Consider the following 22,929-nt stretch of genomic DNA (forward strand, 5'->3'; position numbering starts at 1 on the left):
GAGCCATGACTGATCGAGCAGCCTGGGGCTACGGACTCGCGACCATCGCCGGCGACGGCACCGTGCTCGACACCTGGTTCCGCACTCCCGTGCTCGGGGGCTTCCCCGCCGGGCGTGATCCGCACATCGCGCCGGCAGACTTCGCCTCCGTCGTCGGCCGAGATGCGCGACGCAACGTGACCGTCGATTTCGTGATGGTGCAGATCGACCTGGATGCCGCGCCGGCCTCCACCCCGGACGCCTACCTGCGCCTTCACCTGCTCAGCCACCTCGTGGTCCAGCCCAACACGATCAACCTCGACGGGCTCTTCGGGTACCTGCCCATCGTCGCCTGGACGAACGCGGGCCCGGTGCATCCGCTCGACTACGCGGACCAGCGGCTCACTCTTCAGCGGCTCGGGATCTCCGCCCATTCGATCGACAAGTTCCCGCGCCTCACCGACTACGTCTCGCCCGACCGGGTGCGCATCGCGGATGCCTCCCGTGTGCGACTGGGGGCTCACCTCGCTCCGGGAACGACCGTGATGCACGAGGGCTTCGTGAACTTCAATGCCGGCACGCTCGGCTCGTCGATGATCGAGGGACGCGTATCGCAGGGTGTTGTCATCGGTGACGGATCGGACGTCGGAGGCGGGGCATCCATCATGGGAACCCTCTCGGGTGGTGGAACGGAGCGCGTGACGGTGGGCAAGCGGGCACTGCTCGGTGCCAACTCGGGCATCGGAATCTCGATCGGCGACGACTCCGTGGTCGAGGCGGGGCTCTACCTCACGGCCGGCACGAAGCTCACCGTTATCGGGGAGTCCCCCCGCACCGCGAAGGCCGTCGAGCTGTCCGGGGTGCCCGGGCTGTTGTTCCGCCGCAATTCCCTCACGGGCGCCGTAGAGGTGCTCGCCCGCAGCGGCCGCGGCATCCAGCTGAACGCCGCCCTGCACGCCTGAGCGCGGCGCGCATCCGCCTGCTCTCGCACCTCCGCCTGCTCTCCTACCTCCGCCTGCTCTCGCACCTTCGCCTGCTCTCGCACCTTCGCCTGCTCTCGTACCTTCGCCTGCTCTCGTACCTTCGCCTGCTCTCGTACCTCCGCCTGCTCTCGTACCTTCGCCTGCTCTCGTACCTCCGCCTGCTCTCGTACCTCCGCACGGTGAGAGCCCTCCCAGTGACCTTCGAGACGACGCCGTGTCCGAAATGCAGGACTCCCTGTGACAGATGATGCGGGTGAGCCTCACTGGCAACTCCCGTCACAGGAAGTCCTGCATTTCGGACGATGACGGCGCGGATAACTGCTCCTTCACGGTTGCGGCGAAGACTTTTACTCCACAGATCTACCGGAAGAGACCAGGACGGGAGCCAAATGGACCACCGTCGCAATCATGGATCTTCTGGGCAGCATCCGTTCCCTTGGCGGCGTGGCACCTACCTACAGGCTTCTCCAGCTGGGTTGGAGTGGGCGCTCGCTGGCGGCGGCAGTTCGCTCCGGCGCCATCGTTCGCGTGCGGCAGGGATGGTATGCCTCGGCATTCGAGTCCGAAGAGATGCTCGCAGCGTGGCGGGTTGGCGGTCGACTCACCTGCGTGAGCGGAGCCTCCCATTTCGGACTCGCGACCCGAGTGAACGACTCTCTTCATGTCGCGGTTTCCCTCACGGCTTCCCGGCTCCGGGATCCCTCAGACATGCGGCATCGTCTACAAACGAAATCCGGTGTGACGGTGCACTGGCGCCCACGCCGCAGCGGACCCGCATTCGTGGAGACGCCCCTGAACTGCCTGATCGATATGTGCCAGTGCGAATCTCCCGAATTCGTCGTGGCCGCGGTCGACAGCGCGCTTCGACTGGGCCTCGTCAGCCGCGCGGCCTGGGCGCGCCGGGTGGCGAAATTGCCCTTCCGACTTCGAATGCAGCTCGCGGATGTCGATGGCAGATCCGAATCGATCATCGAGTCGCTTACCCGGGTTCGCTGTCGCGCGCTGGGCCTGCGGCTGAGAATTCAAGTGACTCTTGCACCTCGCTTGCGTGTGGATTTCCTCATCGGCGAACTATTGGTCGTCGAAGTCGACGGCCAGGAGCACCACTCGGGCCCCGCGGAATTCGAACGGGATCGGCTTCGGGATGCGCGCCTTGGTGCTCTTGGGTACCGGGTGCTGCACTTCAGCTACGTCCAGGTGATGTACGACTGGCCCTCCGTTGAGGCCGCGATTCTCGCCGCCGTCCGGCGTGGCGACCACCTGGCGAGGGCGTAGAGCACTCGAGCGCCACCACCACCGCTCCGTTTCTGCCGCGTTGAGTAGCAAATGCAGGAAGACCTGTGGTCAATGTGACGGATGAGCCGCACCAACCTCACTAGTCACACTTGATCCTGCATTTGCGACAGGGCGGGAGCGAACGCGGGCGAGCGAACACGGGGGAGCGAACGCGGGCGAGCGAACCGGGGCGATCGAACCCTGGGCGAGCGAAGTGGGCGGTCCCATCCGCCGCGGTCACGGAGCCGCAACTGGACACGGCGGCAGGACCGTCACGCGAACCCGGGCTGGCACGGACTTTACGGGCCGGCGCGCCGACCCGAGTTGTCCGCAACGAGCCGGACCCGACTCCGCACGGGCCCGCACCCGACGCGAGACGCGACCCTAGCGGGCGGGCCAGTCCCGACGCGGCTCGCCCACGTACAGCTGCTGCGGGCGCCCGATCTTGGTCGACGGGTCGTTGTTCATCTCGCGCCAGTGCGCGATCCACCCCGGGAGCCGCCCGATGGCGAACAGGACCGTGAACATCCGTGGCGGGAATCCCATCGCCTTGTAGATCACGCCGGTGTAGAAGTCGACGTTGGGGTAGAGCTTTCGCTCGATGAAGTAATCGTCGGCGAGCGCAACGGCCTCGAGCTCCTTGGCGATGTCGAGGAGGTCGTCCTTGACCCCGAGCGCCGCGAGCACCTCGTCCGCGCTCTCCTTCACGAGCTTGGCGCGCGGGTCGAAGTTCTTGTAGACGCGGTGGCCGAAGCCCATCAAGCGGATGCCGTCTTCCTTGTTCTTGACGCGCTCGACGAACTTCTCCACCGATTCGCCCGACTCCTTGATCTCTCCGAGCATCTTGAGCACAGCCTCGTTCGCGCCACCGTGGAGCGGACCATAGAGGGCGTTGATGCCGGCCGAGATCGACGCGAACATGTTGGCCTCGGTCGACCCGACAAGTCGCACCGTCGAGGTTGAAGCATTCTGCTCGTGATCCTCGTGCAGGATGAGCAGGCGCTCGAGTGCCTTGGAGACGACGGGGTTGACCTCGTAGGGCTCCGCCATGTTGCCGAAGTTGAGCTTGAGGAAGTTGTCGGTGAAGCTCAGCGAGTTGTCCGGGTAGAGGAACGCCTGGCCGAGCGCCTTCTTGTGCGCATAGGCCGCTATCACCGGGAGCTTGGCGAGCAGCCGGATGGTCGAGAGCTCGACCTGCTCCGGATCGTGCACGCTGAGCGAGTCCTCGTAGAAGGTGGAGAGCGCCGATACCGCGCTCGAGAGCACCGACATGGGGTGGGCGTTGTGCGGGAGGGCGTCGAAGAAACGACGGAGGTCCTCGTGCAGGAGCGTGTGACGACGCACGCGGTCCTCGAAGGCTTCGAGCTCCGAAGGAGAGGGCAGCTGCCCGTAGATGAGCAGCCACGCCACCTCGAGGTAGGTGGAGTTGGCCGCGACATCCTCGATCGCATACCCGCGATAGCGCAGGATGCCCTTCTCGCCGTCGATATAGGTGATCGCGCTCTTGGTCGCCGAGGTGTTGACGAAGCCCTGGTCGAGCGTCGTGTACCCCGTTTGGCGCGTGAAGGTGGAGATGTCGATCGCGGGCGCGCCATCCGTGCTCGCCAGTATCGGGAACTCGGCGGTGCCGCCCGGGAACTGGAGGGTGGCCTTGTCGGCGGCAGGGTCATTGGCGGCAGCATTCACGACTACAGCCTAATTGGCTGAACACACGCCCTCGGCACCCCCGTCGAGCGCGGCATCCGCCAAGGAATCGTCGGGCTGGTTGGAGGAAGCCGCTAAATCCGGCGAGTTGAGGCCGCCGCAGCCAACCGCGAGACCGCCGAGTCGATGGCGTCGTCCGACGCCGTCAGCGCCACCCGCACGTGATGGGACGTCTCCGCACCGTAGAAGGTGCCCGGCACGACGAGGATGCCGAGATCCGCGAGTCGTGCGACGGCATCCCACGCGTCGCCCCCCTCTGTCGCCCAGAGGTAGAGGCCACCCTCGCTGTCGTCGATGCGGAATCCGGCGGCCTCGAGAGCGGGACGGAGACGATCTCGACGTGAGCGATAGAGCGCCTTCTGCACGCGCACGTGGTCGTCGTCGCCGAGGGCGGTGATCATGGCTGCCTGGATCGGTGCCGGCGGGAGGGTTCCGAGATGCTTGCGCACGGCGAGAAGCTGGGCGATGAGGATGCTGCAGCCCGCGACGAATCCGGCTCGATACCCCGCGAGGTTGGACTGTTTGCTCAACGAATAGACACAGAGCACCGAACTGCGCACGCCCGCGATCACGCGGGGGTCGAGGATACTCGGGGTCGCCGCCCTGTCGTACTCGTCGCTCCAGCCGAGCTCGGCGTAGCACTCGTCACTCGCGATCACCGCGCCGAGCTCGCGCGCCCTTGCGACCGCTACAGCCAATTCGTCGACCGAGAGGATGCGCCCGTTCGGGTTGCCGGGGCTGTTGATCCAAACCAGCCGGGTGCCATCCGGCCACTCGGCGGGATCGTCGCTGGAAACGACGGTGGCGCCGACGAGCGCGGCGCCCACCGCATAGGTCGGGTAGGCGAGCGTCGGTTGCACCACGACGTCACCCGGACCGAGGCCCAGCCAGAGGGCGAGCCCAGCGATGAACTCCTTCGATCCGATCGTCGGAAGCACGTTGTCCACGCCGAGGTCGTCGACCCCGCGCCGGCGTCCGAACCACTCGACGATCGCCTCGCACAGTGCGGGAGTCCCGGCGGTGAGGGGGTAGGCGTGGGCATCCGTCGCGGCCGAGAGCGCCTGCCGGATGAGCTCAGGGGTCGCATCGACCGGGGATCCCACCGAGAGGTCGATCACGCCCTCCGGATGCGCCTTCGCCCGGGCCGCGTAGGGCTCGAGCGCATCCCAAGGCCAGTCAGGCAGGCTCAGGGCCACGGTCAGGCCGCGGGACCCTGGGGCGGCAGTGCGTCGATGATGGCGTGGTCCTTGTGGATGACTCCGACCTTCGCCGCTCCCCCCGGGGAGCCGACCTCATCGAAGAATTCCACGTTGGCCTTGTAGTACTCGGCCCACTGCTCGGGCACGTCGTCTTCGTAGTAGATCGCCTCGACGGGGCACACCGGCTCGCACGCACCGCAGTCGACGCATTCGTCGGGGTGGATGTAGAGCATGCGGTCGCCCTCGTAGATGCAGTCGACGGGACATTCGTCGATGCACGCTCGGTCTTTGACATCCACACACGGGAGGGCGATGACGTAAGTCACTGTCGAGTCGGTCCTTTCGGTTCAGGCCTTGATCCAAGCCTATCTCGCGAGAAGGTGCCGAATTTCGGCCACGCGAGGGCGAGACCCGCGATCACGAGCGAGCCGTAGGTGAGGGCATAGCCGGCCGCGTTCGCCGGCACGAGCACGGACCCCCCGGTGGACTTCACCGAGAGGAGGCCGATGACGACGAGGAGCCCGACGGCGGCGGATCCGGTCACCACCCGACCGGAGAACACGATGCGAAGCCCCGCAAGAAGGGAGGCGATGATGAGCAGGGACACGACGATCCCCACGGGCGGAGTGATGGCGAGGATCCGCGGCGCGAACTGGTGATTGACCACCGCGATGCCACCGAGGGCCGCCCCGACGATCGCGGCGAGAACCCACGCGAACAGCTTGATTGTGAGGCTCTGGTCCTTCCACGCCACCATGCCCGGGGCGGCCGTGACCAGGCGCGTGAAGCCTTCCACAGGCTCGATGGGGCGGCTCGGACCGCTCGAAAGCGAGAACCGGTCTCCCTCGACCGTGATCTGGGTGCGATGGGCGGCAAGCGCCGCGGTCTTGCGTTCGAGCACGGAGGAGACATCGACCTGCAGGCCGGACCCCGCAGCATCCGAGTCGACGGTCCAGAACGGAACGCCCATCACTTCGGCGGCATGGCGTGCAACCTCGTGCGCCCGCACGTGATCCGGATGCCCGTAGCCGCCGTTCGAGTCGTAGCTGACCACCGCCGCCGGCCGGACGTCGTCGATGACGGTGGCGAGGTCGGCGGCGGCCTCGCCGAAGTCCGCGGCGCAGAAGGAGTCGGCTGCGAGGGCGTCGGCCGGCTCAGCCCCGTTCGCCCCCCAGCGCATGCCGGAGTCGGTGTATCGTCGCGGCTCGCGCTCGACCCACCGGGCGCCGGGGTCGCCGAGGAAGCGATGATCGACGACTCCGAGTGCTCTCATCGCCACCGCGAGTTCCGCCGTGCGCACCTCCGCGAGGCGCGGGCCGTCGCCCTGCAGCGAGGCGAGATCGGCCGGGATCACCTCCCCGAGCTCTCCCCTCGTGCAGGTGACGACGGTGACCTGTGCGCCCCGCCCGATCAAGAGAGCGATCGTGCCGCCGGTCGTGATGCTCTCGTCGTCGGGGTGCGCGTGCACGAAGAGCACGCGCTCCATCGACGATGGTCCACCGGCACGAAAGTCTGATTCCACCTGCCGAATTTACCCCAGCACGGCTGGCACCCCGCACAGGGCGAAAACCCGGCGAAGTCTCGGATTCGCGGCGATGCGGGACTCGCGACGATCCAGTAAGGTTAGCCTTACCAACCTTATATTGAGGGATTTCCCGTGTTCGCAAACTTTCTCATCGGCCTGCGCGAAGGCCTCGAGGCCGCCCTGGTCGTCGGGATCCTCGTGGCCTATGTCATCAAGATCGGTCGGCGCGACGTGCTCCGCCGCATCTGGATCGGCGTCGGTCTCGCCGTGGTGCTTGCGCTGTCCATCGGAGCGCTGCTCACCTTCGGTGCCTACGGGCTCACCTTCGAGGCGCAGGAGGCGATCGGGGGAAGCCTGTCCATCGTCGCGACCGGGTTCGTCACCTGGATGATCTTCTGGATGCTGAAGACCGCACGCAACCTCAGCGGCACCCTGCGCTCGGATGTCGACAAGCACCTTGCCGGCGCGGGCTGGGGTCTTGTGCTCGTCGCGTTCCTCGCCGTCGGCCGGGAGGGCATCGAGACGGCACTGTTCCTTTGGGCCGCGGTGCAGGCCACCGGATCGACGACCTTCCCGCTCCTCGGAGCGGCCCTCGGCCTCCTTGTCGCGCTGGTGCTCGGCTACCTGATCTACCGGGGCGTGCTCAGCATCAACCTCTCGAAATTCTTCACCTACACCGGTCTCTTCCTCATCGTCGTCGCGGGCGGGGTGCTCTCCTACGGCGTTCATGACCTGCAGGAGGCCGGCATCCTCCCGGGGCTCGGCTCCCTCGCCTTCGATGTCTCATCGGTGATCCCGCCCGCCAGCTGGTACGGCACGCTGCTGAAGGGCACCATCAACTTCTCCCCCGCCACCACCTGGCTCCAGGCGATCGTCTGGACGCTCTACGTCGTGCCGGTCCTCGTCCTCTTCATCAGGCGCATCCGTTCCCAGCGCCCGATGAGCACGACCCCCTCCGCCCCGGCGCCCCGCGTCACCTCGACCCCTGTCTCCGAAGGAGCCCGATGACCTCGCGTCCGACCCTCGCCCGAACCCTGCTCGTGACGGCGACCGCCGCGACGGCCCTGATGCTGCTGAGCGCCTGTGTCGCCAATACCCCGACGACGGCGACCGGCGTGTCGGCATCGAAAGCGACGGCTCTCACCGTCGATTCGAGCGCAACGGCCTGCAGCGTATCGGCCGCCGCCGCTCCGAGCGGCACCGTCGCCTTCACGATCACCAATTCCACCGACCAGACCACCGAGTTCTACGTGCTCGCCGGCGACGGTCTCCGCATCGTGGGCGAGGTGGAGAACATCGCCCCCGGCGCTCCCCGCAAGCTCACGGTGCAACTCGCTCCGGGAGACTACTTCACCACCTGCAAGCCGGGGATGGTCGGAGACGGTGTCGGGCGTGCCGCCTTCGTCGTCACCGACTCCGGCAAGAGCATCGAACTCGCCGGCAACGAGAAGACTCAGACCGCCGCCGCCGCCGCCAACTACGTCGCCTACGTGAAGGATCAGGTGTCCAAGCTGGTGCCGGCGACGAGTGCATTCCTCGACGCCTACCTCGCCGGCGACACCGCCAGGGCGAAGACCCTGTACCCGGCCGCCCGGGCCTTCTACGAACGCATCGAGCCGGTGGCGGAGTCCTTCGGCGACCTCGACCCCGAGCTCGACTTCAGGGAGGCGGATGTCGCCGCCGGAGACCAGTGGACAGGCTGGCACCGCCTCGAGAAGGATCTCTGGCCCCCGACAGCGGCCGAGAACGGTGGGAAGGTCTACGTCGCTCTCACGCCCGCCGAACGTGCCACCTTCGCCGCGAAGCTCACCACCAACACTCAACAGCTCGCGGATGCCGTGAACGCGAAGACCTACTCGGTCACCGCCGCCGCGATCTCGAACGGCGCCATCGGACTCCTCGATGAGGTCGCGAACGGCAAGATCACCGGCGAAGAGGAGATCTGGTCTCACACGGACCTCTGGGACTTCCAAGGCAATCTCGAGGGCGCCCGCGTCGCGTATGAGGGCGTTCGTGACATCGTGAAGTCCAAGAACCCGAAACTCGTCACTCAGATCGACACCGAGTTCGCCGCGCTCGAGAAGCAACTCGCCGCCTACGGCTCACTCACCACCGGTTTCGCCTACTACAACGAACTGAGCACCACGCAGGTGCGGCAACTGGCCGATGGCGTGAACGCGTTGAGCGAGCCGCTCAGCAAGCTCACCGCCGCGCTCGTGAAATAGCCCTCCGATGACGGAAACCAGCGAATCGGCCGCCGAGAAGCCGGGCCTGTCGCGTCGCGGACTCCTCGGCCTCGCCGGGGCCGGCGTGGTCGGCGCGGGAGTCGGATTCGCCTCCGATCGTGTGGTGATGGCTCAGGCCGCCACGGGAGACTCCGGCGCTGCGGCCTCCTATCCCTTCTACGGCGCCCACCAGTCCGGCATCGTCACCGCTGCCCAGGATCGCCTGCACTTCGCGAGCTACGACGTGTCCGGCACCAGCCGGTCGGACCTCATCGACCTGCTGAAGGACTGGACGGCGGCGGCCGCCCGAATGACAGCCGGCAAGTCCGTCGGAGAGGGTGCGACCGAGGGGGCGTACGACGCCCCGCAGGACGATACCGGCGAGGCGCTGGACCTTCCTCCCTCCGGGCTCACGATCACCTTCGGATTCGGGCCCTCCCTGTTCGACGATCGCTTCGGCCTCTCCTCCCGGCGACCGGCCGCGCTTGTGGATCTGCCGCACTTCTCCGGCGATGCTCTCGAGGACTCCCTCGTCGGCGGCGACCTCTGCATCCAGGCCTGCAGCGACGACCCTCAGGTGGCCGTCCACGCCATCCGCAACCTCTCCCGCATCGCCTTCGGGCGGGCATCCATCCGATGGTCCCAGCTGGGCTTCGGGCGTACCTCGTCCACGACTCGCGCCCAGGTCACCCCGCGCAATCTCTTCGGTTTCAAGGACGGCACCGCCAATGTGAAGGCGGAGGACACCACAATCGTCGACGAGCACGTGTGGGTGCCGAGCGGGGATGGTGCAGAGTGGATGACCGGCGGTTCGTACCTGGTCTCGCGAAAGATCCGCATGACCATCGAGACCTGGGACCGTGCCGCCCTCCGCGAACAGGAGCGCGTCGTCGGACGCACCAAGAGCCAGGGTGCACCTCGTAGCGGCGGCACCGAGTTCACGGAGCCGGACTTCGCCGCGGAGAAGGACGGCGAACCCGTGATCGACGCGGATGCCCATGTGCGTCTGGCGCATCCGAAACAGAACCACGGCGCGGTGCTGCTGCGCCGGGGATACAACTTCGTCGACGGCAACGACTCACTCGGGCGCCTCGATGCCGGGCTGTTCTTCATCGCGTTCCAACGCGATCCCCGCACGCAGTTCGTGCCGATCCAACTGAAGCTGGCCCGCAACGACGCGATGAACGAGTACATCCGCCACGTGGGTTCGGGTATCTTCGCGGTACCACCCGGGGCGCGCGAGGGGAGTTACGTCGGCGCCGGCCTCTTCAGTTGACGGAGCCTACTTTCCGTCGCCCTTGGTGACGGTGTAGTTGAGCACGAAGCCCTTGTCGTCCTTGATCTCGACGACGGCCACGTTGAGGGTGTCCTTGTCGCCGACGAGGGCGCCGCCCTCGGCGGTGGTCTCCGTGAGCGTCTTGCAGTCGAAGCCCGCCGCCGTGAGGGTGGTGAGCACGTCGTTGATCGCCGTGCTGTCCTTCGCGCGCACACTCACGTTCCAGATCTTCGACTTCGCGTCTCCGACCCCGGCTCCCGAGAGAATCTCGCCCGAGGCGAGGGGTACCTCGCTGGGGAAGTCCTTCGGCACGCTCTTGCCCGGCACATCCACCTTGCCGCCGGTGACATCGTGCACCAGGTTCTGCACGGAGCATCCGGCGAGGGCCGGACCGGCGAACAGGGCGATCACGATGGCGATCGGAACGGTGAGGCGCTTAACCGAGTGAGACATGCCGCCCAGCCTAGGGCCGGGGGCATGTCTCACAACAGTGGTGGCTGCGGGCTACGCGTTCTGCTTCTTGAGGCGCGAGACGCGACGGGCACGGTCGCCCGCGGCGAGCTCGACCTTGCGGATACGCACGAACTCGGGAGTCACCTCGACGCACTCGTCTTCACGGGCGAACTCGAGGCACTCCTCGAGGGTCAGCTTGCGCGACGGGGTCATGCGCTCGAAGGTGTCCGAGGTGGACTGGCGCATGTTGGTGAGCTGCTTCTCCTTGGTGATGTTCACGTCCATGTCGTCGGCACGCGAGTTCTCACCGACGACCATGCCCTCGTAGACCTCCTGGGTGGGCTCCACGAAGAACGACATGCGCTCCTGCAGTGCCACCATGGCGAACGGGGTGGCGACACCGGCGCGGTCGGCGACGATGGAACCGTTCACGCGGGTCGTGATCTCGCCGGCCCACTGCTCGTACCCGTGGGAGACGGCGTTGGCGATGCCGGATCCGCGCGTGATCGTGAGGAACTCGGTGCGGAAGCCGATGAGGCCACGGGACGGAACGATGAACTCCATGCGCACCCAGCCCGTGCCGTGGTTCGACATGCCCTCCATGCGACCCTTGCGGGAGGCGAGGAGCTGGGTGATGGCGCCGAGGTATTCCTCCGGGGCATCCGTGGTCAGGTGCTCGAAGGGCTCGTGGATCTTGCCGTCGACGCGCTTGACGACCACCTGCGGCTTGCCGACGGTGAGCTCGAAGCCCTCGCGACGCATCTGCTCGACGAGGATGGCGAGGGCCAGTTCTCCACGACCCTGCACCTCCCAGGCATCCGGGCGTCCGATGTCGACGAGCTTGATCGAGACGTTACCGACGAGCTCGCGGTCGAGGCGGTCCTTGACCATGCGGGCGGTGAGCTTGTGGCCCTTGACCTTGCCGATCATGGGGCTCGTGTTGGTGCCGATGGTCATCGAGATCGCGGGGTCGTCGACAGTGATGGTCGGCAGCGGGCGCACGTCGTTCGGGTCGGCGAGTGTTTCACCGATGGTGATGTCCTCGAAGCCGGCGACGGCGACGATGTCACCGGGTCCCGCGGACTCGGTGGGGAAGCGGTCGAGGGCGCGCGTGATGAGCAGCTCCGTCACCTTGACGTTGTGCACCGATCCGTCGTGCTTGACCCACGCGACGGTCTGGCCCTTCTTGATGGTGCCGTTGAAGACGCGCAAGAGGGCCAGGCGGCCGAGAAACGGCGACGCGTCGAGGTTGGTGACGTGCGCCTGCAGCGGGTGCTCGTCGTCATAGCTCGGCGCGGGGATGTGCTGCAGGATCGCGTCGAACAGCGGCTCGAGGTCGTCGTTGTCGGGCAGCGAGCCATTCTCGGGCTTGTTCCAGCTCGCGGCGCCGTTGCGGCCGGACGCGTACACGATCGGCACGTTGAGGATCGCGTCGAGGTCGAGGTCCGGGTAGTCGTCGGACATGTCGCTCGCGAGGCCGAGGAGCAGGTCCTGGCTCTCGGTGACGACCTCGTCGATGCGGGCATCCGGGCGGTCGGTCTTGTTGACGAGAAGGATGACGGGGAGGTTCGACTCGAGCGCCTTGCGCAGCACGAAGCGGGTCTGCGGCAGCGGGCCCTCACTGGCGTCGACGAGCAACACGACGCCGTCGACCATGCTCAGGCCGCGCTCGACCTCTCCACCGAAGTCGGCGTGGCCGGGGGTGTCGATCACGTTGATGGTGATGGGACCGTCGGTCGCGTGCACACCGGAATACGAGACCGCGGTGTTCTTCGCGAGGATCGTGATGCCCTTTTCGCGTTCGAGGTCATTCGAGTCCATCGCGCGCTCTTCAAGGTGCGCGTGCGCGGCGAAGGAGTTGGTCTGGCGCAGCATGGCGTCGACGAGCGTGGTCTTGCCATGGTCGACGTGAGCGACGATCGCTACGTTGCGCAGGTCATTACGGGTGGCGATAGCCATAGGTATACGTCCAGATTTGTCTCGAGAAGGAGGGAGGCCAGCGACAGAACCGCCGTGCGGAAGAACCGCATTCGGGTGCAATCGTGACGGCAGAATCACGTCAGTGGTGCTCCGCACTGCACAGTCTACCTCGTGCCGGCTACCTCGTGCTGGGAATGGACCCCGGGCACCTACTTATCAACCGGCGACCAGTCCCAGACATTCCACAGCAGATTCGGCGACAGCGGCGACGGTGCCACCCCCCTGACGTGTTCGTTGAAGGCGGTGACGGCGGGGAACTGGTAGAGCGGCACCCCGTAGGAATCCGCCCAGACCAGCGCATCGATCTTCTGACGGATGACCAGCTGTTGGTCTCGATCGAAGGTGGTGTCGAGCGAATCGATGAGCGCATCCACCTTCGGATTCGCGTAGAAATTGTCGTTGCCCACCTGCGAGTCGCTGCGGAAGGCCGCCGAGACGGCACTGACCGCGAGGCTCGAGGGCCTCAGTGCGTAGAGGGAGGCATCGTACGCACCATCCGTGCCGAGCAGCTGGCGCCAGTCGGTGCTGGAGCAGTCGGTGACGATGAATCCCGCACGAGCCGCCGAGTCCTTTATCGCCGTGAATTCGGCGACCCGACGGGGGTTCGAAGGGTCGAACAGCACGCAGACCTGCGGATTCACCACCCCCGCCTGGGCGAGCAGCGTCTTCGCCTCCTCGATGTCCACGGCGGCATAGACGCTCGAGCCGTTCTTGCGCACGGATGTCGCGTAGCCGCGTTCGCCGGGGAGGAAGACCTGTGACGACCTCAGGCGAGCCTCCTCCTGCAGGGGCACGATCAGGTCGTCGAGGATCCTCTGGCGCGGCACCGTCTGGAGGAAGGCCTTGCGCACGATCGGGTTGTCGAAGGTGCCAGACCGGGAGTGGGCGAACTGCAGGTCGAGGTGTTCGTAGGGACCGTCGGAGCCGCTGAGCACCGTCGCGTTGTCGATGGAGAGCAGCGCCTTCGCGACATCCGCGCTCGGCTGGGGCGCGATCACGTCGATGCGACCGGTGCGGAGGGCTGCGACAGCCGCGAGCGGATCGGTGATGACCGTCAGTTCCACCCGTTCGAACTTCGGTCGGTGGTCGCCGGTGTATTGCGGGTTGGCGCTGAGGGTCGCGCCCGTCGCGGTGAGGCCGGTAAGCGTATAGGGGCCGGTTCCCACGACCAGGCTCCGGTCCTTTGGCATCGTCGTGAAGTCGAAACCGGTGTCCCAGAACCGGGCGATCTTCGCCAGCTTCGTGGTGTCGCCCTTCTGGATGGCGGTCACCAGCGCCGCCTTCGCCGTGCGGGCATCCGTGATGCCGAGCGACTTCTCTGCGACCACGTGCGCCGGCAGGCCGACCCCGAACACGAGTTCCCAGTCCACGAACGGACGGTCATAGGTGAGAGTGAGCGAGCGGCCGTCCGCGCCGATGGCCGGAGTCTTCGTCACCAGCTGCAGTCCGTTGCCACTGAAACCGTCGAAGTGCACGACCCCGGCGGGGAACGGCTTCGTATAGCGCCCCGTGTCGGCGTCGGTGTAGCTGTCATTCTCGAAACCGGGGGTGTTCAGTGATCCGGAATTCGCCGCCCAGGACAGCAGCAGGTCTGCACCATCCACGGCGGTGCCGTCGGACCACTTCACACCGTCGCGGATGGTGTATTTCACGCGGAAGGGATCCCGGGAGACGACCTGGTAGGTGCCGAACGACTCGTCCTTCTGCAGCGCCGGACGATTGTCGTAGAAGTTGAACTGCGAGTTGGTGGCCGCGACGATGCTGGAGTTCGCCGCGACGTTACCGAAGGACGTCTTGGCGTTATAGGACGAGAACGGCTGGCTCACAGCCACACGCACCGTGCTGCCCTTGGCCACCGTGCTGGTGCACCCGGAGAGGGCGAGACCCACGACGACGAGGATCGCGAGGGCGGCAACCAGTGACTTGCGCATCCGATCCATCGTAGCGATCGGTGCGGCGGAGGCCGACAGGCCCCGCTCCGATGATGCTGCTCCGACTGTCCCTTACTCCGATGAACCCAGTCGCAGCAGCTCTCGCCGGGTCTCGCGACGCTCTCGCTGGAGGATGGGGTCGGGAAGCGGCACCGCGGCCAGCAGTCGCTGGGTGTACGGCTCCTTCGGGTTCCTCAGGATCTCGTCGCGAGTACCGACCTCCACCAGCTTGCCCTGGTGCATCACCGCGATGCGATTGGCGAGCACGTCGATCACCGCGAGGTCGTGGGTGATGAAGAGGCACGCGAACTGCATCTCCTGCTGGAGGTTCTGCAGCAGCTCGAGCACGCGCGCCTGCACCGAAACGTCGAGCGCACTGGTGGGCTCGTCGGCGATGAGGAGCAGCGGCTTCAGGGCGATCGCCCGAGCGATGCCCACGCGCTGCTTCTGGCCGCCCGAGAGCTCGTGCGGGAAGCGTCCGCGGTAAGCCCGGGGAAGCTCGACGCTGTCGAGCAGTCGCTCGACCTCGTTGTACAAGGCCTGGCCCTTCATCTGCTTCGCGAGGAGCAGGGGTTCGCCGATGCTGTCGCCGATGGGCATACGCGGGTTGAGCGACGAAGCGGGGTCCTGGAAGACGATGCCGGCCTTCTTGTGCAGTTTGCGGATGTCCTCGCGGTCGGCCTTGGAGATGTCCTGCCCGGTCACGGTGAGGGTTCCCTCGGTGATTGGGAGCAGCCCGATGGCGGCGCGCCCGAGCGTCGTCTTGCCCGACCCGGACTCCCCCACGAGACCGACGACCTCGCCGGAATGCACCTGAAGGCTCACATGGTCGACGGCGCGGAATGCCGCGACGCGGCCGTGCTTCGGGTATTCGATGACGACGTTGTCGAAGTCGAGCACCACCGGCCGGGTGTCCCTGGCCGCGGCGAGCCTCGACTGCTCGGCAAGGCGCTCGTTGATCTCGATGCGCTGCTTCAGCTCAGCGTCTCCCCCGGCATCCGTCGCGAACGCGGCCGTGGTGTCGATCTCTTCACCATCCCGCTGTCCGAGGTGGGGCACGGCGGCCAGCAGTGCCTTCGTGTAGGCGTGCTGCGGGTTGGAGAAGATCTCAAGGGCGGTGCCGGTCTCCACGATCACACCGTTCTTCATCACGGCGATGTAGTCGGCGAGGTCGGCCACGACACCCATGTCGTGGGTGATCAGAAGGATGGCGCTGTCGAGCCGGTCACGCAGCGACCGCAACAGGTCGAGGATCTCGGCCTGCACCGTCACATCGAGGGCTGTGGTGGGCTCATCGGCGATGAGCAGCGTCGGGTCGCACGAGATCGACTGGGCGATCATCGCGCGCTGGCGCTGTCCGCCGGAGAGCTGGTGCGGGTAGGAGTTGAAGGCTTTAAGAGGATCGGGCAGTTCCACCATCCCGAGCAGTTCGAGCGCGCGCTTCTTAGCCTCGGACGGCGCGATGCCGTAGTGCACCCGCAGCGTCTCGATGATCTGCGAACCGATCGTGTAGACGGGGTTGAGGGCCGTCATCGGCTCCTGGAAGATCACGGCGATCTCTCCCCCGCGGATGCGCCGCATGTGGTTCGCCCGGATGCCGGTGATCTCCTCGCCGTTCAGCTTGATGCTGCCCCGGATGCGGCTGTTGGACGGCAGCAGGTCGAGGAGTGCCATCGAGCTCGCGCTCTTGCCCGACCCCGACTCACCGACGAGCGCGAGCACCTCTCCGGGCATGATGCGGTAGTTCATGTGGCGGGCCGCGGGCACCCACTCGCTGTCGACGCCGAAGTCGACGTTGAGATCGGTCACCTCGAGAACGGGGGTCCGTGGCTCGGTCGATGCCGGCTGGTTCGACGAGGCCGTCGAAGGGATCGTGGTCATTGGCATGCCTTTCGTGCGTGCGAATAGTCTGGGTGCGCCGTCTGGGAATGTGCACAGCGGGTGAAGCCTGAGACGATTGGGGTATGCCCCCACTGCCCGGCCCCGAGCGCGAGATCGTGAACTCCCGATTCAATCGGGTGCTGGCGATCGGAATCTGGGCGATCTCCGCCGTGATCGCGGTCTCGCTGTTCTTCGTCGATCGTCCGAGCCAGCTCGCCTACCTCGTGCCGCTCGCGTTCGTGAACCTGCTGGCCGGGGAGGGCCTCTGGCGCCCCCTTCTGACGATCTCGGACGACGGTGTCGAAGTGATGAATCCGTTGCGCAGCGTCTGGATCCCGTGGAACGCGTTGGTGAACGTCGACACCAAGTTCGCGCTGACTTTGTTCACCCCCGGCCGCAAGTTCGAGGTCTGGGTCGCGCCGTCCCCCGGCCGGTCGTTCGGCTACCGCAGTGCGGCCCTGGCCGACCGAGAGATCCGCCGCACCTCGCCGCACTCGAGCAGCACGGTGCGACCGGGCGACCTCGTCACGAGCGAGTCCGGTGCCGCAGCGAGCCTGGTGCGGTCCCGCTGGGAGCTGTTGCAGACCTCCGGGCTCGTCGAGGCCGGCATCGCCCACGAGGTGCCGGTGACGGTGCGGTGGCATTGGCCGGCGATCAGTGCCCTGCTGGTTCTGCTGGCGGTCTCGGTTCCCGCGCTGCTCATCGCCTGACACCACGCCGGAACGAACGACGCCCGGAATCCCCGCGCGGTCGGTCATCTCGCTGCCGTTCATTTCTTGTCGGCGTCGATGATGTCGCCATCGTCGCCGGCACGCACCTGCTCGTCCTCGGCGAGGCTCGGGCGCTCCTCCGTCATGCGACGCAGCTTGAAGCGGCGATGACGCGGGTCGAAGGCGTCGCGCAGGCCGTCTCCGACGAAGTTCACCAGCAGCGCGAGCGAGACGATGAAGAGCGCCGGCCACCAGAAGAGCCACGGCCGGGTCTGGAAGGCGGACTGGTTACTCGAGATCAGGTTTCCGAGGGAGACATCCGGCGGTCGAATACCGAAGCCGAGGAAGCTCAGCGCGGTCTCGAGCAGGATCGCCGACGCCATGATGAGCGTGGCGCTCACGATAACGGTACCGAGGGCGTTCGGCAGGATGTGGCGGAAGATGATGCGGGCATCCGAGGCTCCGGCCACCCGCGCCGCTTCGACGAACTCGCGTTCGCGCAGCGACAGGAACTCTCCACGAACCAGCCGGGCGATGCCCATCCAGGTGAAGAAGCCGAGCATGACGGCGAGCGTCGCCGCTCCGAATCCGCCGACAGCGTGGCCGACGACAGATCCGATGACGAGTGCGGGGATCACGATGAAGATGTCGGTGATGCGCATCAGGATCGCGTCGATCTTGCCGCGGTAGTAGCCCGCGATCGACCCGATGACGACCCCGATGACCGTAGCCATGAGGCCGATCACGATCATGATCAGCACGGAGTTCTGAACCCCGCGCATGGTCATGGCGAAGTAGTCCTTGCCGATGCGGTCCTGGCCCCAGGGGTGATCACCGAAGGTGATGCCCTTGCCGCCGAGCCACTCCGGCACCACCGACAGGGTCGGCTGGCCGCCGTTCAGCTGGTCGTTGAGCGAGGTGTAGTTGTACTTCCACCAGCCGGGGATCGGGCCGAGCCCGATGGCCGAGATGGAGAACACGATGATCGCGAAGATCAGGATGAGGGCGCCGACCGCGACCTTGTTGGACAGGAACCGCTTGAAAATCAGTCGCCCCTGGCTCTCCGGCGGCTTGCTGTCGGAAAGGATCGCTTCGGCGGCGAGCACGGACGAATTGTCGTTGGACATCAGCGAACCCTCACTCTCGGGTCGAGGGCCGCGTAGGCCAGGTCGGCAAGGAAGTTGAAGAGGATCGCCATTCCCGCGATCACGATGAAGTAGCCCATAACGGGGTTGAGGTCACCGCGCTGAAGGCCCGCGAAGAACACGCTTCCCATTCCGGGGATACCGAAGATCCGCTCCGTGATGATCGCTCCACCGAGGAGAGCCCCCACGTCGAACGCCACGAGGGTGGTGATCGGGATCAGCATGTTGCGGAAGGCGTGGCGGATGACGACGGTGCGCTCCGGGAGGCCCTTCGCCCGTGCCGTGCGCACGTAGTCCTGCCCCATGGTCTCGAGCATTCCGGCGCGGGCATACCGCGTGTAGCTCGCAAACGAGATGAGCAGCAGCGCGATCGTCGGAAGCAGGAAGTGCGTGAACGAGTCGATGCCCGACTCCCACACATCCCCTCCGAGGTTCGGGGTCTGGTAGCCGACAGTGGCGATCGGCCTGCCGTTGACGTCGCTGAAGTAGGTGGGCCAGGACTGCATGAACCGGTCGAGCAGCACGAGACCGCCCGACAGGAGAGCGGTGATCGCACCGACGCGCATCGACTGCGACCGGTCGTAGCCGCCCATGAAGAAACCGACAGCGAGGCCGACGACGATGGTGACGATCGCGAGGATCACGAGCGTGGCGGCCGACGAGATGTCGAACAGGCCCTGAAGGGCGAAGTAGGACACGAGGGCGAGCACGACGACGATCAGGCCGGTGATGAGCGCCCGGCGATTTCGCAGGCCGGCGATGAGCGCCGTCAGTCCGACGGCGATTCCGACGGAGAGCAGCAGGATCGCCACCGGTCCGAGGCCTGGGTGGAGCAGCCAGCCGGAGAGCGAGATGCCGTAGAGCACGATCGCGGAGATGACGGCGGTCGCGCCGCCGACGATCAGTCTTCGCCTGCCGTCGCCACCGATGACCGACTGCACAATCAACCCCAGGATCACCGCTATCACGAGGATGACGGGTATCGCGATCATCGGTTTCTCGAGGAAGTTGTTGAAGCCGATCGCGATGAACTCCTTGAGCAGCACGGCGACGAGGAACGACGGGAGCGAGAAGAGGAAGAAGCTCGTGAAGGTCACGACGTTGTCGAGGCCGCTGTACTGGCGGAGGGCTGTGATGATTCCGAGGGCGAGACCGAGCACGATCGCCAGCACGAGGGCGCCAGTGACGAGCTGGATCGTCGACTGCATCGCCTGGGGCAGGATGTCGGTGACTTCGGCCTTGGAGATCGTCTGGCCGAGATCGCAGGCGTTGGCCAGCGGGATCAGGCACTTCGCGGCCCCGCCGAGCCAGAGGAACCAGCGGAGCGGCGGAGGCACATCGAGCTGGAGCGACTGGATGCGGGCCTGGATGAGCTTCTCTTTGTTGAGGGAGCTGGACTGTCGCAGGTCTTCCAGAGGATCGCTCGAGTAGGCCGTCAGCATGTACATGATGAACGATGCTGCGAGAAGAATGAGGACCGAGACGAGTATTCGCCTCAGGATAAAGCTCACCATCGATGGCTTCCTTGCTTGCTCGGTTCGCCGTGCGAATCGCTCCATCGCGATTCCGGCTGCTCTAATTTACCGCGCCATCAGCCCTCGGGACGGACAGAACGAAAGTACACAGTGAGAGGCGCCGGGCCCTCCGGCCCGGCGCCGACGCGGCTGTGACCTCGACCCGGAGTACGGATCGAGGCCACAGCTACGGACTACTTACCCTTGACGGTCCACTCCCAGAAGTTCCAGAAGGGTCCGGTCTGGCCGGCGAAGTAGGTGTCGACGCCCGTGAGGCGGCTCGTTACTCCGGTGATACCCGGCAGCTGGAACAGAGGGAGGCCGTAGGCGTCAGAGAACGCCTGCTTGTCCATCTCCTGCAGGATGGGGGTGATCTTCTTGGTGTCGAGGATCGACTGGGTCGAGAGAGCCAGCTTGTTCGTCCCCTTGTAGGCGTTGTAGTTTCCGCCACCATCGGTTGACCAGATCTGCGGGACTCCGGCGTAGCCGTAACCCGGGTTGATCCAACCGAAGAGAACGGCGTCGTAGGTTCCGTCGCCGAGCTTCTTGCTCCAGTCGGGCGATCCGGCATCCACGATCTTGAAGCCGGCCTTGGTCGCCGAGGCCTGGATGGCCTGGAACTCATCGACGCGGTTCGGGTTGTTGGTGTTGTACATCAACTTGATCGTCGGGGTCGCACCGGCGAGGAGAGTCTTGGCTCCGTCGATGTCGACCTTGTCGTAGGCGGACGAACCGTTGCCCTTGACCGAGTCGGCGTAGCCCGCCTGCTGCGGAAGGAACTGCTGCGAGTCGAGCACCTTCGCCTTGGGGTCTACGGGCGTGACGATCGCGTCGAGGATCTGCTGGCGCGGGATGGTCTTGAGGAACGCTTCGCGCACCTTCGCATCCTGGAACACCGGGGCGTTGAACGTCAGGTCGAGGTGGTCGTACGACGCCTGCGATCCGATGATGACCTTCGCGCTGGTCGCCTTGAGGGCGGTGAGCGTGTCGGCGGAAGCCTGCGGGTTGATCACGTCGACCTCGCCGTTGGCGAGAGCGGAGACCTGCGCGTTGGCGTCCGGGATGTTGCGGAGCACGATCTTGTCGACCTTGGACTCGTGGTCACCGGTGTAGTACTTGTTCTTCACCAGGGTGAGGGACTGGGTGGGCACGAAGTCGGAGACGACCATCGGGCCGCTCGAGACGAGGAGCGACTTGTCGGTCGGCATCGCGGTGACGTCGTAGCCGGTGTTGACGAACTCCGACGCCTTCTGCAGGGTCGGGTCGGCCGCGGCGGGCTTCGCCGGGTCGCCCTTCGGCAGCTTCTTGAGCAGCGCGGTGAGGTCGGCGGCGCTCTTGAGGCCCGCCTTCTCTGCCACGACATGGGCCGGCTGGGCGATCGGGTTGAAGATCGCGTAGTCGACGTACGGGTCGGAGTAGGTCATCGTCATGGACAGGTCGTCCGAGCTGATGGTCGGGAACTTCGGGCCGTTGAGAGCTGCGGTGCTTCCCGCGGTCGAGAAGTAGTTGGTGCCGGCGGTGACGTTGCCGTCGGCGTCGGTGGTGCCCGAGTCGTAGAAGCCGGTGTTGATCGCCCAGGCGAGAGCCATGTCGTCAGCGGTGATCGGCTTGCCGTCGGACCACTTGAGGCCCTTCTTGAGGGTGTACTTGACCGTCAGGGGGCTGTCCGAGATCTTCTCGAGCTTGCCGAAGGAGGTGTCGTAGATGACCTTGAACTTCGGGTCGACGTAGTAGAACGAACCGGTCGTCATGTAGCCGACGAAGCCGTTCGTGTCGAGGTTGCCGTCCGGAGTGTTCTGGTTGAACGACGTGAAGTCGTTCACCGTCGCGACAGTGGCGGTTCCACCCTTTGCTGTGGTGGGTGTCGGCGTACCGGATGTTGTGCACCCGGCGAGCGCGAATGCCGTAGCGCCGGCGATGGCGACGACTGCGATCGCATTACGCGCCAATCTTCCTCTGATTTTCAATTTTCCTCCTGTGCAAGATGAGCAAACGGCAGCACGATTCCTAGCGTGCTGCCGCGCTAGATAGAAGAACCCTAAGTAGGGGGTGCTCCCCCCGCCAAACTGTAGAGCCAAACGTTACACAGTGGTAACAGACCTAACAAATTCTTGCGCCCGGGGAAGAATCATTGCGCTCGGACGCCGCATTTCGCACGAATATTGCAATTCTGAGGTGTCTCAAAGTGTGAACTGGCCGGATCGAGGGCGTAGCATCGAAACCGTGTCCGTGTCGCCTTTGTCGAATCCCACAAATTTCGACCCGGTGCCCTTGGGCGATCGAAGACGGATCAGGGGCGAGATCGTTCTCGTGCTCGGGCTCTCGCTCGGCGCATCCGCGGTCTACTCGATAGTATCGCTCGCCGACAGCCTCACTCGCCCGACCCCGCTGTCCCGACAGGTGCAGTCACTCAACAATTCGCTGAACTCCCGGGCGATCTTCGACTTCATCTACCAGTTCCTGGCCATCTTCTTCGACCTGGTTCCCGTCGCCCTCGTCTGCTTCCTTCTTTGGCAGGCCGCGCGTCCACACCTCGGGCGGCTGGGCCTCCGGTTCGACAGGCCTGGCCGCGACGCGCTTCTCGGACTCGCCCTCGCCCTCGTGATCGGCATCCCGGGCATCTTCGTGTACCTGGGTGGCAAGGCCCTCGGACTCGGGGTCACCGTCTCCGCATCGCCGCTCGACACTTATTGGTGGACCATCCCCATCCTCGTGCTCTCGGCCCTGAGGGCCGGGCTCCAGGAGGAGGTGATCGTGATCGGCTATCTCTTCGCCCGGTTGCGTGACCTCGGCTGGAAGACCTGGCCGATCATCCTGTCCGCCGCCCTGCTGAGGGGCACGTACCACCTGTACCAGGGCTTCGGGGCCTTCGTGGGCAATTTCGCCATGGGTGTGCTGTTCGGTTGGCTCTACTCTCGCTACGGTCGGGTGCTTCCGCTGGTGATCGCGCACTTCGTAATCGACACCGCGATCTTCGTCGGGTACCCGTGGGCGGCATCCGCGTTTCCGGCGTTGTTCGGGGTCGCGAATTAGCTCCTCGGCGAGTGCCTGACGGGCCCTTTTTGCGCGTGGCGGTCGCCGAGGTCATGGCGGGATAAACGACGCGTCACGGCGGCACAAATCCCTCGCGGAGGGAGTTGTGTCTCCCG

The 22,929-nt window shown here is 65.8% G+C and carries 18 protein-coding genes; 7 read left to right on the top strand and 11 right to left on the bottom strand.

Features of this window, described 5'->3' with window-relative positions:
* The first annotated feature begins 5 nt into the window (after positions 1 to 5).
* Both dapD and ACVXZ4_RS13715 read left to right on the top strand, forming a co-directional pair.
* The gene (gene dapD / locus ACVXZ4_RS13710; protein ID WP_461795381.1) at positions 6 to 941 is read left to right on the top strand and encodes a 2,3,4,5-tetrahydropyridine-2,6-dicarboxylate N-succinyltransferase; all 936 of its coding nucleotides are present in this window, start codon (positions 6 to 8) and stop codon (positions 939 to 941) included.
* A 429-nt stretch (positions 942 to 1,370) separates the two neighbouring features.
* Positions 1,371 to 2,237 carry a DUF559 domain-containing protein gene (locus ACVXZ4_RS13715; RefSeq protein ID WP_461795382.1) on the top strand — a complete coding sequence of 289 codons (867 nt, stop codon included), beginning with the start codon at positions 1,371 to 1,373 and terminating at the stop codon, positions 2,235 to 2,237.
* A gap of 384 nt (positions 2,238 to 2,621) precedes the next feature.
* Here the strand turns inward: ACVXZ4_RS13715 and ACVXZ4_RS13720 are convergent, their stop codons facing one another.
* The 4 genes from ACVXZ4_RS13720 to ACVXZ4_RS13735 form a co-directional block, all read right to left on the bottom strand.
* A complete protein-coding gene (locus ACVXZ4_RS13720) occupies positions 2,622 to 3,923 on the bottom strand; it encodes a citrate synthase (protein ID WP_461795383.1) in 1,302 nt (433 codons plus the stop codon).
* Between the two features lie 92 nt (positions 3,924 to 4,015).
* Positions 4,016 to 5,137, bottom strand: a complete 1,122-nt coding sequence (dapC, locus tag ACVXZ4_RS13725; RefSeq protein ID WP_461795384.1) for a succinyldiaminopimelate transaminase — start codon at positions 5,135 to 5,137, stop codon at positions 4,016 to 4,018.
* Positions 5,138 to 5,139: 2 nt separating this feature from the next.
* A complete protein-coding gene (fdxA, locus tag ACVXZ4_RS13730; RefSeq protein ID WP_461795385.1) occupies positions 5,140 to 5,466 on the bottom strand; it encodes a ferredoxin in 327 nt (108 codons plus the stop codon).
* Positions 5,463 to 6,662, bottom strand: coding sequence for a PIG-L family deacetylase (locus tag ACVXZ4_RS13735; protein WP_461795386.1), 1,200 nt, complete (start codon positions 6,660 to 6,662; stop codon positions 5,463 to 5,465). The genes fdxA and ACVXZ4_RS13735 overlap by 4 nt, the downstream gene beginning before the upstream one ends.
* Before the next feature lie 135 nt (positions 6,663 to 6,797).
* Between ACVXZ4_RS13735 and efeU the strand changes: the two genes are divergently transcribed.
* From efeU to efeB, 3 genes are read left to right on the top strand one after another with little or no spacing between them, the layout of a single operon-like run.
* The gene (gene efeU / locus ACVXZ4_RS13740; protein WP_461795387.1) at positions 6,798 to 7,673 is read left to right on the top strand and encodes an iron uptake transporter permease EfeU; all 876 of its coding nucleotides are present in this window, start codon (positions 6,798 to 6,800) and stop codon (positions 7,671 to 7,673) included.
* Complete coding sequence (gene efeO, locus ACVXZ4_RS13745) at positions 7,670 to 8,890, top strand: iron uptake system protein EfeO (RefSeq protein ID WP_461795388.1); 1,221 nt, start codon at positions 7,670 to 7,672, stop codon at positions 8,888 to 8,890. The genes efeU and efeO overlap by 4 nt, the downstream gene beginning before the upstream one ends.
* 7 nt (positions 8,891 to 8,897) lie before the next feature.
* Positions 8,898 to 10,166 (top strand): iron uptake transporter deferrochelatase/peroxidase subunit, encoded by a 1,269-nt coding sequence (efeB, locus tag ACVXZ4_RS13750; protein WP_461795389.1) that lies wholly within the window; start codon positions 8,898 to 8,900, stop codon positions 10,164 to 10,166.
* A gap of 6 nt (positions 10,167 to 10,172) precedes the next feature.
* On the opposite strand, the gene ACVXZ4_RS13755 is transcribed toward efeB, so the two are convergent.
* The 4 genes from ACVXZ4_RS13755 to ACVXZ4_RS13770 form a co-directional block, all read right to left on the bottom strand.
* On the bottom strand, positions 10,173 to 10,619 hold the full coding sequence (locus tag ACVXZ4_RS13755; protein ID WP_461795390.1) for a hypothetical protein: 447 nt from the start codon (positions 10,617 to 10,619) through the stop codon (positions 10,173 to 10,175).
* A 51-nt stretch (positions 10,620 to 10,670) separates the two neighbouring features.
* On the bottom strand, positions 10,671 to 12,578 hold the full coding sequence (gene typA / locus ACVXZ4_RS13760; RefSeq protein ID WP_461795391.1) for a translational GTPase TypA: 1,908 nt from the start codon (positions 12,576 to 12,578) through the stop codon (positions 10,671 to 10,673).
* 170 nt (positions 12,579 to 12,748) lie between these two features.
* Positions 12,749 to 14,530: an ABC transporter family substrate-binding protein gene (locus ACVXZ4_RS13765; RefSeq protein WP_461795392.1), complete on the bottom strand. Its 1,782-nt coding sequence runs from the start codon at positions 14,528 to 14,530 to the stop codon at positions 12,749 to 12,751.
* Positions 14,531 to 14,602: 72 nt separating this feature from the next.
* A complete protein-coding gene (locus tag ACVXZ4_RS13770; protein WP_461795393.1) occupies positions 14,603 to 16,411 on the bottom strand; it encodes an ABC transporter ATP-binding protein in 1,809 nt (602 codons plus the stop codon).
* 83 nt (positions 16,412 to 16,494) lie between these two features.
* Between ACVXZ4_RS13770 and ACVXZ4_RS13775 the strand changes: the two genes are divergently transcribed.
* Positions 16,495 to 17,121 carry a PH domain-containing protein gene (locus tag ACVXZ4_RS13775; protein WP_461795394.1) on the top strand — a complete coding sequence of 209 codons (627 nt, stop codon included), beginning with the start codon at positions 16,495 to 16,497 and terminating at the stop codon, positions 17,119 to 17,121.
* Positions 17,122 to 17,180: 59 nt separating this feature from the next.
* Here ACVXZ4_RS13775 and ACVXZ4_RS13780 read toward each other — a convergent pair whose 3' ends face one another.
* From ACVXZ4_RS13780 to ACVXZ4_RS13790, 3 genes are all read right to left on the bottom strand, one after another.
* Positions 17,181 to 18,248: an ABC transporter permease gene (locus ACVXZ4_RS13780; protein ID WP_461795395.1), complete on the bottom strand. Its 1,068-nt coding sequence runs from the start codon at positions 18,246 to 18,248 to the stop codon at positions 17,181 to 17,183.
* Complete coding sequence (locus ACVXZ4_RS13785) at positions 18,248 to 19,780, bottom strand: ABC transporter permease (protein ID WP_461795396.1); 1,533 nt, start codon at positions 19,778 to 19,780, stop codon at positions 18,248 to 18,250. The genes ACVXZ4_RS13780 and ACVXZ4_RS13785 overlap by 1 nt, the downstream gene beginning before the upstream one ends.
* Positions 19,781 to 19,974: 194 nt before the next feature.
* Positions 19,975 to 21,747, bottom strand: coding sequence for an ABC transporter family substrate-binding protein (locus tag ACVXZ4_RS13790; protein WP_461795397.1), 1,773 nt, complete (start codon positions 21,745 to 21,747; stop codon positions 19,975 to 19,977).
* Between the two features lie 262 nt (positions 21,748 to 22,009).
* Between ACVXZ4_RS13790 and ACVXZ4_RS13795 the strand changes: the two genes are divergently transcribed.
* On the top strand, positions 22,010 to 22,813 hold the full coding sequence (locus ACVXZ4_RS13795) for a CPBP family intramembrane glutamic endopeptidase (RefSeq protein WP_461797984.1): 804 nt from the start codon (positions 22,010 to 22,012) through the stop codon (positions 22,811 to 22,813).
* Positions 22,814 to 22,929 lie beyond the last annotated feature (116 nt).

This window comes from Lacisediminihabitans sp. FW035 (genome assembly GCF_054880895.1).

Excerpts from the sequence above, each read along its gene's own strand:
- dapD (WP_461795381.1), top strand. The coding sequence starts at position 6 with ATGACTGATCGAGCAGCCTGGGGCTACGGACTCGCGACCATCGCCGGC.
- ACVXZ4_RS13715 (WP_461795382.1), top strand. The coding sequence starts at position 1,371 with ATGGATCTTCTGGGCAGCATCCGTTCCCTTGGCGGCGTGGCACCTACC.
- efeO (WP_461795388.1), top strand. The coding sequence starts at position 7,670 with ATGACCTCGCGTCCGACCCTCGCCCGAACCCTGCTCGTGACGGCGACC.
- efeB (WP_461795389.1), top strand. The coding sequence starts at position 8,898 with ATGACGGAAACCAGCGAATCGGCCGCCGAGAAGCCGGGCCTGTCGCGT.
- ACVXZ4_RS13755 (WP_461795390.1), bottom strand. The coding sequence starts at position 10,619 with ATGTCTCACTCGGTTAAGCGCCTCACCGTTCCGATCGCCATCGTGATC.
- typA (WP_461795391.1), bottom strand. The coding sequence starts at position 12,578 with ATGGCTATCGCCACCCGTAATGACCTGCGCAACGTAGCGATCGTCGCT.
- ACVXZ4_RS13765 (WP_461795392.1), bottom strand. The coding sequence starts at position 14,530 with ATGCGCAAGTCACTGGTTGCCGCCCTCGCGATCCTCGTCGTCGTGGGT.
- ACVXZ4_RS13770 (WP_461795393.1), bottom strand. The coding sequence starts at position 16,411 with ATGACCACGATCCCTTCGACGGCCTCGTCGAACCAGCCGGCATCGACC.
- ACVXZ4_RS13775 (WP_461795394.1), top strand. The coding sequence starts at position 16,495 with ATGCCCCCACTGCCCGGCCCCGAGCGCGAGATCGTGAACTCCCGATTC.
- ACVXZ4_RS13780 (WP_461795395.1), bottom strand. The coding sequence starts at position 18,248 with ATGTCCAACGACAATTCGTCCGTGCTCGCCGCCGAAGCGATCCTTTCC.
- ACVXZ4_RS13785 (WP_461795396.1), bottom strand. The coding sequence starts at position 19,780 with ATGGTGAGCTTTATCCTGAGGCGAATACTCGTCTCGGTCCTCATTCTT.